General features: G+C 43.7%; 12 protein-coding genes. All 12 read right to left on the bottom strand.

Features of this window, described 5'->3' with window-relative positions:
* Positions 1 to 87 precede the first annotated feature (87 nt).
* The 12 genes from mtaB to gpr all read right to left on the bottom strand — a co-directional run bounded on the left by mtaB (position 88) and on the right by gpr (position 14,719).
* Entirely contained in the window at positions 88 to 1,434 is a 1,347-nt protein-coding gene (gene mtaB / locus V6B33_RS12240) for a tRNA (N(6)-L-threonylcarbamoyladenosine(37)-C(2))-methylthiotransferase MtaB (protein ID WP_334218041.1), read from the bottom strand.
* A 5-nt stretch (positions 1,435 to 1,439) separates the two neighbouring features.
* The gene (locus tag V6B33_RS12235) at positions 1,440 to 2,192 is read right to left on the bottom strand and encodes a 16S rRNA (uracil(1498)-N(3))-methyltransferase (RefSeq protein WP_334218040.1); all 753 of its coding nucleotides are present in this window, start codon (positions 2,190 to 2,192) and stop codon (positions 1,440 to 1,442) included.
* A gap of 6 nt (positions 2,193 to 2,198) precedes the next feature.
* On the bottom strand, positions 2,199 to 3,146 hold the full coding sequence (gene prmA, locus V6B33_RS12230) for a 50S ribosomal protein L11 methyltransferase (RefSeq protein ID WP_334218039.1): 948 nt from the start codon (positions 3,144 to 3,146) through the stop codon (positions 2,199 to 2,201).
* Between the two features lie 23 nt (positions 3,147 to 3,169).
* Complete coding sequence (gene dnaJ, locus V6B33_RS12225) at positions 3,170 to 4,303, bottom strand: molecular chaperone DnaJ (protein WP_334218038.1); 1,134 nt, start codon at positions 4,301 to 4,303, stop codon at positions 3,170 to 3,172.
* 184 nt (positions 4,304 to 4,487) lie between these two features.
* Entirely contained in the window at positions 4,488 to 6,317 is a 1,830-nt protein-coding gene (gene dnaK / locus V6B33_RS12220; RefSeq protein WP_334218037.1) for a molecular chaperone DnaK, read from the bottom strand.
* A 38-nt stretch (positions 6,318 to 6,355) separates the two neighbouring features.
* Positions 6,356 to 6,913 (bottom strand): nucleotide exchange factor GrpE, encoded by a 558-nt coding sequence (grpE, locus tag V6B33_RS12215; RefSeq protein ID WP_334218236.1) that lies wholly within the window; start codon positions 6,911 to 6,913, stop codon positions 6,356 to 6,358.
* Positions 6,914 to 7,011: 98 nt separating this feature from the next.
* On the bottom strand, positions 7,012 to 8,046 hold the full coding sequence (gene hrcA, locus V6B33_RS12210; RefSeq protein WP_334218235.1) for a heat-inducible transcriptional repressor HrcA: 1,035 nt from the start codon (positions 8,044 to 8,046) through the stop codon (positions 7,012 to 7,014).
* 487 nt (positions 8,047 to 8,533) lie between these two features.
* On the bottom strand, positions 8,534 to 9,670 hold the full coding sequence (gene hemW, locus V6B33_RS12205; RefSeq protein ID WP_334218036.1) for a radical SAM family heme chaperone HemW: 1,137 nt from the start codon (positions 9,668 to 9,670) through the stop codon (positions 8,534 to 8,536).
* Between the two features lie 95 nt (positions 9,671 to 9,765).
* On the bottom strand, positions 9,766 to 11,598 hold the full coding sequence (gene lepA, locus V6B33_RS12200; protein ID WP_334218035.1) for a translation elongation factor 4: 1,833 nt from the start codon (positions 11,596 to 11,598) through the stop codon (positions 9,766 to 9,768).
* A 170-nt stretch (positions 11,599 to 11,768) separates the two neighbouring features.
* Positions 11,769 to 12,101 carry a DUF3679 domain-containing protein gene (locus V6B33_RS12195; RefSeq protein WP_334218034.1) on the bottom strand — a complete coding sequence of 111 codons (333 nt, stop codon included), beginning with the start codon at positions 12,099 to 12,101 and terminating at the stop codon, positions 11,769 to 11,771.
* An 18-nt stretch (positions 12,102 to 12,119) separates the two neighbouring features.
* On the bottom strand, positions 12,120 to 13,328 hold the full coding sequence (spoIIP, locus tag V6B33_RS12190; protein WP_334218033.1) for a stage II sporulation protein P: 1,209 nt from the start codon (positions 13,326 to 13,328) through the stop codon (positions 12,120 to 12,122).
* A gap of 242 nt (positions 13,329 to 13,570) precedes the next feature.
* Complete coding sequence (gene gpr, locus V6B33_RS12185; protein WP_334218032.1) at positions 13,571 to 14,719, bottom strand: GPR endopeptidase; 1,149 nt, start codon at positions 14,717 to 14,719, stop codon at positions 13,571 to 13,573.
* Between the last annotated feature and the right edge of the window lie 155 nt (positions 14,720 to 14,874).

The raw sequence follows: 14,874 nt of genomic DNA, 5'->3' as shown, positions 1-14,874 counted from the left end.
AGTTTGAGCCCGTTACCCGAAAGATACTTTCTTCTCAAACAAAAACAGAGTTCTTTCGTAAACCTCGAAAGAACTCTGTTTAATCGATTAAATAACGGCTTTTTCACTAGTATCTTCATGCTGATCTTCCATGACGCGAACGAATTGACCTTTGTTCAACGGATAGCCTGCTTCGGCAATTTTCACTTTCACAAGCTGTCCGACCATTTCCTCTGTTGCAGGGAAAACGACTTTCAAGTAATTGTCCGTGTACCCAATATAGCGGCCGTCATCATAAATTTCTTCCGGTATGACTTCAAGTACTTCGTCTTCAAATCGGGACGCATATTCTTTCGCCAATTGATTGGAAAGCTCGATCAGGCGATGGACCCGTTCATTTTTCACTTCTTCATCAATCTGGTCGTCCATCCGTGCAGCCGGTGTTCCCGTACGTTTTGAATAAGGAAATACATGAAGTTCTGAGAATTGATGTTCTTTAATGAAGTTGTATGTCTCCATGAATTCTTCTTCTGATTCGCCAGGGAAACCGACGATGACATCCGAAGTGACCGCCAAGCCTGGTAATGCTTTTTTGAGCTTTTCCAGTCTTTCAGCGAAAAATTCCATTGTATACTTTCTGCGCATTCTCTTCAGTACCGTATTGGATCCTGATTGCAGCGGGACGTGTAAATGACGGACCACGATATTGGATTGATCGATCACTTCGATCACTTCATCCGTTAATTGACTTGCTTCGATGGACGATATACGGATCCGTTTTAATCCTTTTACATTTTGCTCCAAATCACGCAGAAGCATTGCAAGATTATAATCTTTCATGTCTTCTCCGTAACCGCCTGTATGGATACCTGTCAGTACGATTTCCTTGTATCCTGCGTCCACAAGCTGCTGAGCTTGTTTCACTACTTCTTCGGGGTCACGCGACCTCATCAATCCTCGTGCCCAAGGGATGATGCAGAACGTACAGAAATTGTTGCAGCCTTCCTGAATTTTAAGGGATGCACGTGTACGGTCCGTGAATGCTGGGACATCCAGTTCTTCATAGACACGGTTTTTCATGATATTCGTTACACCATTGATAGGCTGGCGTTCTTTTTTGAATTCTTCGATATACGTAAGCATCTTTCGTCGATCTTGTGTACCAACTACAACGTCCACCCCCGGGATCGCCATGATCTCACCAGGTGATGTTTGTGCATAGCATCCGGTGACACAGATAACGCCGTCCGGGTTTTTCCTGATTGCACGCCGGATGACCTGTCTGCTCTTCTTATCTCCCGTGTTTGTAACCGTACATGTATTGATGACATAAACATCTGCTATTGAATCATAGTCGACACGTTCATATCCTTCTTCTTTGAATAATTGCCAGATGGCTTCTGTTTCATAGTGGTTCACTTTACACCCTAATGTGTGAAACGCTACTGATGGCATTACAATCACCTCATTAATTCTAATTGATAGCTAATGGCTGACAGGACATACAATGGAGCCGTTTCTGTCCGTAAAATCCTGGGACCGAGACCGCAGACGAGAAAGCCTTCCTTCTTGCAAAGTTCAACTTCCTTTTCAGTTAATCCGCCTTCAGGACCGAATACAACGAGAATGCTCTGACCTTTTTTGACGGAACTCAAGGTTTTAGAAAAATTCCCTTTTTCCCCTGACCTTGCCTCTTCTTCATATGCCACTAGTGTATAGTCAAATTGCCCGCTCAACGTGAGCAGTTTTTTAAAGGAAACCGGTGAAGTGACAGACGGAACGACATTCCTGTGTGACTGCTCCGCTGCTTCCTTAACAATTTTCCCCCAGCGATCCAGTTTCTTTTTTGCTTTCTTTTCATCCCATTTCACAATGGAGCGATCCGCGTTAAAAGGGATAAATCGATCCGCTCCAAGCTCCGTCCCTTTTTGGAAGATTAACTCCAATTTATCCCCTTTCGGCAGTCCGCTCGCAATCGCAACCTTGATCGGAAGCTCTTTTGTCTCTGTTTCCCATTTTACAACCCGGACTCCGACCGAGTCACTGGAAATCGTTTCAATGCAGGCAACAGCGGAAGTATTGTCAGTGAAAACGACAAAAATATGGTCATCTTCCTTCATCCTCATGACACGTATGATATGATGATAATCTTCTCCTGTAATCACAACCGGCTGATCGTCATTGTACCGGTCATTAATAAAGTAACGCTGCATACTGCTTCACTCCAACGTAGGCTTTTTTGCTATGATGGCAACCCAGTCTTCCATTACCATCACTTCTTCAATCAGGAAGCCTGCAGCTTCCAATGCATCCTTCACCTGTTCCTTCTTTGGTCCGATGATGCCGGATGTTATGAAAGATCCTCCCGGCTTGACGAGTTCAAATGCATCAACTGTAAACCGGAGAATGATCTCCGCTAAAATATTCGCCACGATGACATCCGCCTGTCCGGTAATGCCATTTAATAGATTATTTTGGTCAATCGTCACTCTGTTCTGTACTTTATTCAGCTTAACATTCAATCTGGCTGATCTTACAGCAACTTCATCAAGATCATAGGCTCTTACTTCGTCAGCAGCAAGCATTGCAGCTGCAATGGATAACACACCGGAGCCCGTTCCCACATCAATCACGGAGTCGTCAGGCTTCACCGTGCGTTCTAATGCCTGTATGCACATGACCGTTGTCGGATGAGTGCCTGTGCCGAATGCCATTCCGGGGTCCAATTCGATGATGAGTTCGTCACTGTGTACGGGAGTATAGTCTTCCCAGGTTGGCACAATGGTGAATTTATCGGAAATTTTAACGGGGTGATAATATTTCTTCCAGGCCGTTGCCCATTCCTCTTCATTCACTTCTGAAATTTCAACTTTATTTTCACCAATATCAATATCATAAGTAACGAGGTTGGTGATGCCTTCCTTGATCTCTTCCACCGTTTCACCCAGAAAGCTGTTCACCGGCAAATACGCCTTCACCAGGACGCCTTCACTTGGATAATCCTCAGGATTGAGTTGGTAGATCTCTCCGAACATATCTTCTCTCTCTTTGATCAGGTCAAACGGGTCTTCAATGACAACTCCGCTCGCACCTGATTCATGAAGGATATGTGAAACCGGTTCAATTGCTTCATTTGAAGTGAGGATACTAATCTCTGACCATTTCATTGACCTACCAACTCCGTTCTGAGTTATTCGCCCTTAAAGGCTTTTTTCACTTTATCAAAAAAACTTTCGTGTTGTTCATCTGGAATTTGCCCGCTGATGTCGGCAAATTCTCTCAGCAGTTGTTTTTGCTTATCCGTCAGTTTCGCAGGAGTGACGACTTTCACCTGAATATGCTGGTCACCTGTACCGTAACCGCGAACATTCGGAACTCCTTTGCCTTTCATTCTGAACCTGGTGCCTGTCTGTGTTCCTGCAGGTACTTTCAACTTGACCTTGCCATGCAGTGTAGGGACTTCTATTTCATCACCAAGTGCAGCCTGTGCGAAAGTGACCGGCATTTCACAATAGATATCGTCTCCGTTACGTTCAAAAAACTCATGAGATCTCACATGGAAAACGACGTAAAGATCGCCTGGAGGTCCTCCATTCACGCCTGGTTCACCTTGACCCGTGACGCGGAGCTGCTGACCGTCATCGATTCCAGCCGGGATCTTCACATTGATTTTACGGCGCTTTTGAACTTTACCAGCGCCGCCGCAAGTGGAGCATTTTTCCTTGATCTGTTTACCTGTACCGTTACAGTAATGGCATACGCGTCTGTTTACAATGCGGCCGAAAGGTGTATTTTGTTCGACATTCAATTGGCCGGCACCTTTACAGTGGGAACATGTATCCACCTTTGTACCAGGTTTCGCACCTGTTCCATGGCATGTATCACACTCTTCTTCTTTAGGTATTTCGATTTCGGTTTCTTTGCCGAATACGGCTTCTTCGAATTTCAATGACATTGTATATTGCAGATCGGCGCCTTGTCTAGGGGCGTTGGGATCTCTTCGGCGTCCGCCTCCGCCGCCGCCGCCGAAGAATGTATTGAATATGTCTTCGAAACCGCCGAATCCTCCGCCGCCAAAGTCAGCGCCTCCGCCGAATCCCTGGTTCGGATCAGTGTGGCCGAAACGATCATATTGCGCACGTTTTTGATCGTCACTCAACACTTCATATGCTTCTGAAATTTCCTTGAATTTTTGATCTGCATCCGCTTCCTTATTAATATCAGGATGATATTTTTTGGAGAGTTTGCGGTATGCTTTTTTCATTTCATCTTTAGAGGCATCTTTTCCGACACCCAAAACCTCATAATAGTCCCGTTTACTCATAAAAACACCACTCCCGAATCATTTGCATAAAGGTTATTTTAACATTGTGCTCTATGGATTATCAATAAAAACAATAGAATCAACCATATTCATTGTGACATCCACGCGAACATTGTTCATCATTCTCATAGAAAAAGTCAAAGCCAAGAACCTTCCTGACTTTGACTTTTCACTAAAGTGCTTATTATTTCTTGTCGTCGTTTACTTCTTCGTATTCAGCGTCCACAACATCGTCTTCTTTACCAGCTTGACCTTCTTCTCCTTGAGCAGCCTGCGCTTCTGCTTGAGCTTGCTCATAAAGTTTCATTGTCAATGCTTGAACGATTTCCTGAAGTGCATCTTTCTTTTCACGGATCAGATCCAGATCGTCTTTTTCGATCGCTTCTTTCAGTTCAGCTTTTGCATCTTCCGCTTTTTTCACTTCTTCTTCGTCCACTTTGCCTTCAAGATCTTTAAGCGTTTTTTCCGTTTGGAATACCAGTTGGTCCGCTTCGTTGCGAAGTTCAACTTCTTCCTTGCGTTTTTTATCCGCATCAGCGTTTTCTTCTGCTTCTTTCACCATACGTTCCACTTCATCTTCAGAAAGACCAGTGGAAGATTTGATCGTAATGTTTTGCTCTTTACCTGTTCCAAGGTCTTTCGCGCTTACATTGACGATACCATTCTTATCAATATCGAATTTAACTTCGATCTGAGGTACTCCTCGCGGCGCCGGCGGGATATCAGATAATTGGAAACGGCCAAGTGTTTTGTTATCTGCAGCCATCGGACGTTCACCTTGAAGGACATGGATATCCACAGCAGTCTGGTTGTCAGCAGCGGTTGAGAATGTTTGAGATTTTGACGTTGGGATCGTTGTATTACGCTCGATCAACTTCGTTGATACTCCGCCCATTGTTTCGATACCCAGTGAAAGTGGTGTAACGTCAAGTAAAACAACATCTTTCACGTCTCCAGTAAGAACTCCACCTTGGATAGCTGCACCCATCGCTACTACTTCATCTGGGTTTACGCCTTTAGAAGGCTCTTTGCCTGTTTCTTTCTTGATTGCTTCTTGTACAGCCGGGATACGAGTTGATCCACCCACAAGGATGATCTTATCGATTTCGCTTGCAGAAAGACCTGCATCTTTCATTGCCTGGCGAGTTGGTCCCATTGTACGTTCTACAAGATCAGAAGATAGGTCTTCAAACTTAGCTCTTGTCAGGTTCAGTTCCAAGTGCAATGGTCCTGCTTCACCTGCTGTGATGAAAGGAAGTGAGATTTGTGTTGAAGTAACACCTGATAAGTCTTTCTTCGCTTTTTCGGCAGCGTCTTTAAGACGTTGAAGAGCCATTTTGTCTTTAGACAGATCAATACCGTTTTCTTTCTTGAATTCAGCCACTAAGTAGTCGATGATCACTTGGTCGAAATCATCTCCGCCTAGACGGTTGTCACCGGCAGTGGAGCGTACTTCGAATACCCCGTCACCAAGTTCCAGAATGGATACGTCGAATGTACCGCCGCCAAGGTCGTATACAAGGATCGTTTGGTCTTGATCCATTTTATCCAGACCGTATGCAAGTGCTGCTGCAGTTGGTTCGTTGATGATACGTTCCACTTCAAGACCTGCAATTTTACCAGCGTCTTTTGTTGCTTGACGTTCTGCATCATTGAAGTATGCAGGCACTGTGATAACTGCTTTTTCAACTTTTTCACCAAGATAGTCTTCTGCATATGACTTCAGGTGTTGAAGAATCATTGCTGAAATTTCCTGTGGTGTATATTCTTTTCCTTCTGCTTCTACTTTGTGATCCGTCCCCATGTGGCGTTTCACTGAGATGATCGTATTCGGGTTCGTAATTGCCTGACGTTTTGCAACTTCCCCGACTTGTTTTTCACCATTTTTAAATGCAACAACTGAAGGAGTTGTACGGTTACCTTCCGCGTTTGCAATTACTTTTGGTTCTCCGCCTTCAAGAACGGATACACAAGAGTTTGTTGTTCCTAAGTCAATACCGATAATTTTACTCATCGTCATTATACCTCCCTGATTGATATGTAATTTCTATATTATTGATTAACTTTTACCATAGATGGACGGACTACTCTGTCCTTGAGTTTGTACCCTTTTTGGAACTCTTCCACGACGATATTGCTGCCGTAATTCTCATCTTCCGTCTGCATCACAGCCTGGTGAAGATGAGGATCGAATTCCTGGCCGACAGCTTCAATCGGTTCTACGCCTTCCTTCTTCAATGCGTCGATAAGGCTTCTGTGAACCATTTCCATTCCTTGAAGCAGTGTTTTCGTCTGGTCATTATCCACTTCTATATTTAAGGCACGTTCAAAGTTATCAAGTGCCGGTAAAAGTTCAGTGATAAGAGATTGAGCACGATATTTTTCCTTCGCTTCGTTTTCAACATTCACCCGGCGACGGAAGTTATCAAAGTCTGCTCTCAATCGAAGATAACGATTTTCAGATTCATCCAGCTTTTCCTGTAATTGTGAAAGCTCATCTGATTCCTGTTCCTCAGACTCTTGAGGCTCTTCTGCGAATATTTCTTCAACTGATTCTTCGTTTTCAGCTTTTGCCTGCTCTTCCTGCTGTTGCTTTGTTTCTTCAGACATCATGTTCACCTCCTTATAAATAATTGAAGCATTACTCCGTGACAAAGGCGCGGAATCCACTGGTTCCGGGCCTGTAAATCCTTTATACAATATGTCCACTAATCGTTGCTTTGATACAGCTTGGTCAGGACTTGCGACATATCGTTCGAGAAGAAATTAAGTAAACTTACAACCCTCGAATACTCCATTCGGGTAGGTCCGATAATCGCAATAGAACCTAATTGCTCTTTACCGATTGAATAAGTTGCGGTTATGAGACTGCAATTCTCCATAGCAAGATGATTATTCTCTTTCCCGATTTTGATATTCAATCCGGATGCTGATGGCCGGATGAGGTTATAGATGCTCTCTTCCTGCTCGATCATCTCAAGGAGCATACGCACTTTTTGCACATCATTAAACTCTGGTTGATTCAGCATATTGGTCTTGCCGCCAAAGAATAATTTATCTGTTACAGTCGAGCTAATGGAATCCGTTATTGAATGAAGGATAAAATCGTAATTCTGGATGTGTTCTTTCAACAGAATGGCTACTTCTTTGAAGATTTTATCGTTCAATTCGTTCAACGGCACTCCTGTTAACCGGTCGTTCAGAATATGAACCAGTTTTTCAAGCTCTGACGCATCCATCGTCGGTGGAATATGGAACAATTTGTTTTCAACATGTCCGTTATCCGTTACGATGATGGCGATCGCGGTATCCTTGTTCAGTGGTACAAGTTGAATTTTCTTCAGCTTGTTTTCCTTCAATTCAGGTCCCAGAACGATCGTTGTATAATTCGTCAACTCAGACAGGATCTTCGCAGACCTCTGAACTACTTTCTCCAGTTCATAAATTCTTTCTGAAAAAATCGAGCGCATTGCGTGCACATCATTTTTCTGTAATTTCTGTGGAGAAAGCAAATGATCCACATAGTAACGATACCCTTTTTCGGACGGAACGCGCCCTGAGGAAGTATGGGTCTTTTCGATGAATCCCAGTTCTTCCAGGTCAGCCATTTCATTGCGGATCGTAGCAGAACTGAATGAAATCGCATCCTTTTTAGACAAGCTCCTTGATCCGACCGGCTGAGCCGAAAGGATAAAATCATCAATGATAACTTGAAGAATTAGAAGTTGTCGATCTGTTAACAACATTCATCACCTCTGTTAGCACTCTATTAAGATGAGTGCTAAATCTAATTAATAAATTATCAAATCGGATAATGGATGTCAATATATTAGATTTGGTGTTTTCTTGGACTTGACTCTAGCTAGTATAGGCAGAACTCTTAAACACCGCTTTTGATTTCCGTGGAAGACTTCGCTTTCCGCAGGTGACCCGTGAGCCTCCTAGGGCGTTCCTCCCTGCGGGCAGAAAAGCTCTCGCGGCTTGCTCAGAGGCGACAAGCATAAGACAGGGCAGCCACAAAGTCGCCTTTTGCCTTTTTGGATGCCATGCCTTATGTCTCGAGCCTCTAGCCGCCAGAGCTGGACAGGTCGCACATTGGCCACTTCTCCCGCAGGAGTCTTCGTCTTCCACTCCATTCAACCGCTGGAATCGGGTTAAAACAAACAGTATACTTCAATTCAAATAAAAGGATATCCATCCAACGCAACTTCATTACGATATCAGTACCTTTTAGATTACTCCAAGAAAAGATTGAAAGACTTCATTACCCAAGAATCGACCATGCTTTGTCAGAGCTACTCTTTCATCATCAACCAGAAGCAGTTTACGGTTCTGCATCTCTTCTAATGAAGGCTTGAATACCGATTCGATTGAACAGCCGAATTTTTCTGAGAACGCCGCTCTGCTCACGCCTTCTACTTTTCTCAGGCCAAGGAACATTTCCTCTTCCATCATTTCTTCACGTATAACGTGATGTTCCTGGATTGTCGGCAAGCTTCCCTCATTTATAGGTTCCATATATTTTTTCAGCGGACCGTAGTTGGAATATCGCACTCCGTTTATATAACCGTGTGCACCTGCTCCTAAACCATAATATTCATTATTGTCCCAATAAACCAGGTTGTGTTTGCTTTCGTAGCCTTCTTTTGCAAAGTTACTGATTTCATATTGGTTTATTCCGTATTTAGCCATCGTATCCATAAGTAATTCATACATATTGGCTTCTTGTTCCTGGGAAGGAAGTGGAAGTTTTCCTTTCCTCATTAAATTGTAGAAGACCGTTTTAGGTTCTACAATGAGCGAGTAGGCAGAGTAATGGGGCAGCTGGAGTTCCAGGGCTTTCTTCAAAGTATCCTGAAAGTCCTCCTCTGTCTGGTTGGGAAGACTATAAATTAAATCGATACTGATATTCGTGAATCCTACTTTCTGGGCAGTTTCCAAAGAGGCATAGACGTCCTTACTTCTATGCGATCTCCCGATTCCTTTCAATAGATCATCGTTAAAGGATTGGACGCCGAAACTCAGGCGATTGACCCCATGGTCTATGAGCACCTTCAGTTTATCTTCAGTCAAATCACCGGGGTTTGCTTCAAAGGTGAATTCTCCCTTGTTGAATGGCAGATTCCCGGTTATCCCTGCACACAATTGATCCAGCTGTTTCGCGTTTAAAGCCGTCGGGGTCCCCCCTCCCACGAAGATTGTATCTATCTCTTCAGAATTCCCCTTGCCGACCCTGCTTTTCATCTCCTTACCAAGGCTTATTAAATATTCATCCACTGGCTGTCCTTCCAGATAGAACTTATTGAAATCACAATAATGGCAGATATGTTCGCAAAACGGAATATGAATATAAGCGGACTTTACCACATTCGTCCCTCCTTTGGTGTCAGTTCATAGAGAAAAGGGGGTAAGAAGAGCTTGATGATACAAGCCTCTTTCCCCCTTTTTATCATGAACCATCTTTATTTTTTATCGGAATCGTCCATTTTCAGCACTGCCATGAATGCTTCCTGCGGAACTTCAACGGATCCGACTGACTTCATTCGCTTTTTACCTTCTTTTTGCTTTTCAAGAAGTTTACGTTTCCGGGAGATATCTCCGCCGTAACATTTGGCAAGTACGTTTTTACGCATGGCCTTGATTGTAGACCTCGCTACGATCTTCTGGCCGATGGCCGCTTGAATCGGTACCTCGAAATGCTGTCTCGGAATAAGTTCCTTAAGCTTTTCCACAATGATCTTACCTCGTTCATAGGCAAAATCTCTGTGGACAATGAAACTCAAGGCATCTACATTTTCAGAATTCAGCAGGATATCCATCTTCACAAGCTTTGAATCCTTGTAGCCAATCAGTTCATAATCGAATGAGGCATAACCTTTTGTGCTCGACTTTAACTGATCGAAGAAATCATACACAATTTCAGCCAGCGGAAGTTCGTATACAATATTCACCCGTGTGTCATCCATATATTGCATATCAATGAAGTTTCCACGCTTCCCTTGGCAAAGCTCCATCACAGCCCCTACATAATCGTTTGGAACCATAATGGTTGCTTTTACATATGGCTCTTCTACAAAATCTATTTTTTGCGGATCAGGCATCATAGATGGGTTATCGACTTTCAATTCTTCCCCGTCTGTAAGCTGAACATGATAGATTACACTTGGTGCTGTCGTAATTAGGTCAATCTTAAATTCACGTTCGATACGCTCTTGGATGATCTCCATATGAAGCAGACCCAGGAATCCACAACGGAATCCAAATCCCAATGCCTGAGACGTCTCGGGCTCGTATTGAAGAGCAGAGTCATTCAATTCAAGCTTCTCAAGTGCTTCTCTAAGATCGTTATATCGATTTGAATCGATCGGATAGAGACCGCAATATACCATTGGGTTCAAGCGACGGTATCCAGGCAGCGCGTCTTTGGCAGGATTCTTTGCAAGCGTGATCGTATCCCCCACTCGAGTATCGCCTACATTCTTGATTGCCGCTGTGAGGTATCCAACATCACCGACCGTCAATTCCTTCAGCCCGGTTGGTTTTGGTGTGAAGACACCTACTTCCGTTACTTCAAACTCTTTGCCGGTTGCCATCATGCGGACCTTATCCCCAACTTTGACACTACCTTCCATCACACGGATATAGGCAACTACCCCTCTATAAGCATCATATAATGAGTCAAAGATCAATGCTTTCAATGGAGCATCAGGATCTCCCACAGGCGCCGGTACTTTTTCAACGATCTGTTCCAGGATGTCTTCAATCCCGATTCCTGCTTTAGCGGAGGCAAGGACAGCATCTGAAGCATCCAGTCCGATTACGTCTTCTACTTCCTGACGAACCCTTTCAGGATCCGCTGCAGGGAGGTCGATCTTATTGATTACCGGAAGGATTTCCAAGTCATTGTCCAATGCAAGGTAGACATTAGCGAGCGTCTGGGCTTCGATCCCTTGTGCAGCATCGACAACGAGTACCGCTCCCTCACATGCTGCCAGGCTCCGGGAAACTTCATATGTAAAATCGACATGTCCCGGTGTATCAATCAGATGGAAGATATATTCTTCGCCATCTTTCGCTTGATATTTCAGTTGCACGGAATTCAATTTTATCGTGATTCCACGTTCTCTTTCCAAATCCATTGAATCTAGCAATTGCTCTTTCATTTCACGCGCCGTCAATGCTTTTGTTTTCTCCAAAATACGATCGGCAAGCGTCGATTTACCATGATCTATATGAGCAATGATAGAGAAGTTTCTGATTTTTGATTGTCTTATCAATTTTTCTTCACGGTTCATTCTGCGTTCAACTCCTGTAATATCCACACATGTACACTATTTTGAATTATAGCAGTACAGTATATATTATTCAATCTAAACCGGTACGCCCGGGCTGGGAATTAAACGATATTTCATTTAAGAATGTTGCGGGAAGGTAAACTTGTTATCCGATTGATTGCTTTGCACCCTCAAATCAACGAAGCAAAAAATTCAACCAGTTTGCCTGTGATTCCTTCTATCAGGTCTGCGAGGGCTCTACCGATTGACGAGAAAGCATTGAATGCTTTCATATCTTCGAGCTTCTCTTTTTTTTCAGTTAAGGTCTGGCTTTCGACCTCATTACCAAGAAAAGTCGCCTCGACATTTCCTTCTTCGTCTTGGGTAACGCCGACAGGAGAGGTGAAGGAATCCTTTTCGTGGCCTTTCATATCTACAATTCCCTGATTGGCATGCTGCATGCCGATCAACACCCCTACAAATAGGAAACAGATCAGAACGAAGCATTTAATGATAAATTTCATTCTTCATCATCCTTTGTTTTACTGTCTTACCGGCTCGGGAGAAAGATTGTGGTCAACCTTTTCTGCCTGCCAGTAGTAGTCGGCGAATACTTCCGCAAAAGCGATTGATGAACGTTCCAGTTCTTCGAATGTGTTATCGACCCCGCCAAACTCCAGAAGCAACGCATTCCCAGAAAGATCCTGGTTGAACTTTCCGTTTGTACCGCTCCCTTTTTTAGAAATAACACCACGTGACAGCCCCTTATATTCCGATTCCAAAAGGTTATGGAGTTCTGTTGCAACCTTGAGATTCTGCTCGTAATCCGGATGTTCTTCACCGACCACGAAGGCGAGTTTTGCAAACGCCTTTCCATTGATCCTGGCTGTGGTGACATTTTTCCTTTGTGAATCTCTATGGATGTCGATCAAGTATAGTAGATCTTTATTGTTTGTCATCGCCGTCTTAACCAATGGCCGTGATTCCTGATATGCTTCATAATAATCCAGTCCTTTATGATTCAGTTTCTGAATCACATCCGTCTTATCGATGCTTGTCCCGATTCCAAGCCGCTCCAGGTCTGCTTTGAGCATATCCCCGACTTTTGTGACATTAATTTTGGAATGCATGGCTGAATCGGGATTTATGACACCCTCCAAATAGGGAAGATAAGATTCCCTCGTATGTGTAAAGTAGAGATGTACGGTTTTCTTGTCACCCGTGGTCGGAATAGATTTACCTGCATCCCTTCCGCCATTTTCTTTGGTGAAATCTTCTATATTTTTCAGCTGTGCCTCGTTCTCCGGGTCCAGGGCTTCCCTGGGAGGAACAGATTCAATCGGCATATTCGTAAAATCGGTACCTTCACCCGCCACTAATATTTCTCCATCAAAGATTGAAAAACCGGGCAGTTCCCTCCCCAGGAAGCTCCTTGGGTCGTCGAAACGGATATTGGTCGCCACATTGAAAAGCAACGATGATATGTCCGGAAGTTCTTTTCCTTCCTCTGTCAAGATGCTGTTAAACGAGCGATTTTCCAGCCCAAACAGTTTATAAAGTGCTTCTCCCTTTATTTCTGATGCCGCTTGATTCAATGAGTCAGAAGCAATTCTATATTGGGGATTCACCGAGGTCAGCAGTCCCGATATGGATAAGATCGAAAGCATGGCTATGACTGTAATAATGGTCCCTTTAATAATGGACTTCATATTGACCGCTACTACATAGTTAGTGGCTTTATACGATCTCATTCCCTCACCCTTCCTAAAGTCTACTTTAGTACAAGTTATGTTATTGATAGACAAAGTAGAACCGTTTGTAGTAGTCATTATGAGGATTTCCATCAAAGATTAAACAATGGCGGAGAAAGTTTTCTAGTATTTGTTGACGATAGATTATAGATATTTTTCAAATGCCAATCAACAACAGTGTATTCTCATGACAATAAGAAAAGCTGCGGCCCCATTCAGCCGCAGCTATCTTCCCGTACTCACTATCTGGTTTGAAACCCGGTGTTGCCCTGGTTTACGGCTCCATGCAATGCAGCATTCAGCCCGTTCGCCACCAGGTTGGCCATATCTTCAATGAAAACGTCGACTTCCTTTGGTGTGACCATCAGGTTATGACCGATCGGGGCGAGCACTTCATGAATCAATTTTCTCTTTTCTTGATCTTCCAGTGTCCCCACAATCCCCAGGAAGGTTTGACGGTGCTGCTCTTCCGGAAGGTCCTCTTCCGACAGCTGCTTTCTTTCACCAAACGTAAGACCGGCAGGAGCGAGTGAACGGGATGGACGGTCCCCTTCCTTCATCTCTTTTCCAAAGTGCTTTAACAAAAAGTCTACAGTGTCGCTAACAATCGTTACTGCATCAAGCACTGTAGGAACTCCAATGGCAATGACCGGCACCCCCAGTGTTTCCTTATCGAGTCCTTTCCTCTTGTTACCCACTCCGGACCCCGGATGTATGCCAGTATCGGATATTTGGATTGTAGAGTTGACGCGTTCAATCGAACGGGAGGCAAGGGCATCGATTGCAATTATGAAATCGGGTTTGGATTTCTCCACCACTCCGAATATGATATCGCTTGTTTCTATTCCTGTTAAACCCATCACACCCGGTACAAGTGCACTCACAGGACGATACCCTTCCTGTACGGACTCCGGTTGAAGCTCGAACAGATGCCTTGTCACCAGCACATTTTCACACACATGCGGACCCAGCGCATCGGGAGTGACATTCCAGTTTCCGAGACCTACAATTAAGCAGCTTGCGTTTTTTCCGATATTATTGTTTTCCAGGAATTTACTGAATTCTTTCGCAAATACTGATTGCACCCTCTGCTGAAGATCAGAATTCTGCTCGCGTATTCCATGGGCCTCAATCGTCAAATAGTCACCTGCTTTTTTTCCGATATTTTCTTCGCCTTCCGGGGTGATCGTCACAAGGGATATCTTCACACCGTCTTCCTCTCTTTCTTTTATGACAACACCTTTTATTTCAGAAGATACTACGCCTTCTTGAGTATCTTCATTTTCTTTTTCAGAAATGACCATTTCTCTCGCTTCAACAGCTAGATCCGTGCGAACAGAATATACACTTAAGTCCAGCTCTTCTTGACTCTTTTTCTTTTCATCCTTCATTTTCCGTCACCCTCCAAACATTGAATGTTACAAGATTATTTTTTAGGTTTACCTTTTCATCGGTGCTTCATTCACTTGTTTATTTTCTCTCCTTAGTATTGCAATATCACCATTCGTTTGATAAAATATCATTTGTTCTAATAGATTAGGAATTA

Source organism: Mangrovibacillus sp. Mu-81 (assembly GCF_036867415.1).
Taxonomy (GTDB): domain Bacteria; phylum Bacillota; class Bacilli; order Bacillales; family Bacillaceae_B; genus Rossellomorea.
Note: the sequence above shows the minus strand (reverse complement) of the source record. Positions and strands in the feature narration are given on the sequence as shown.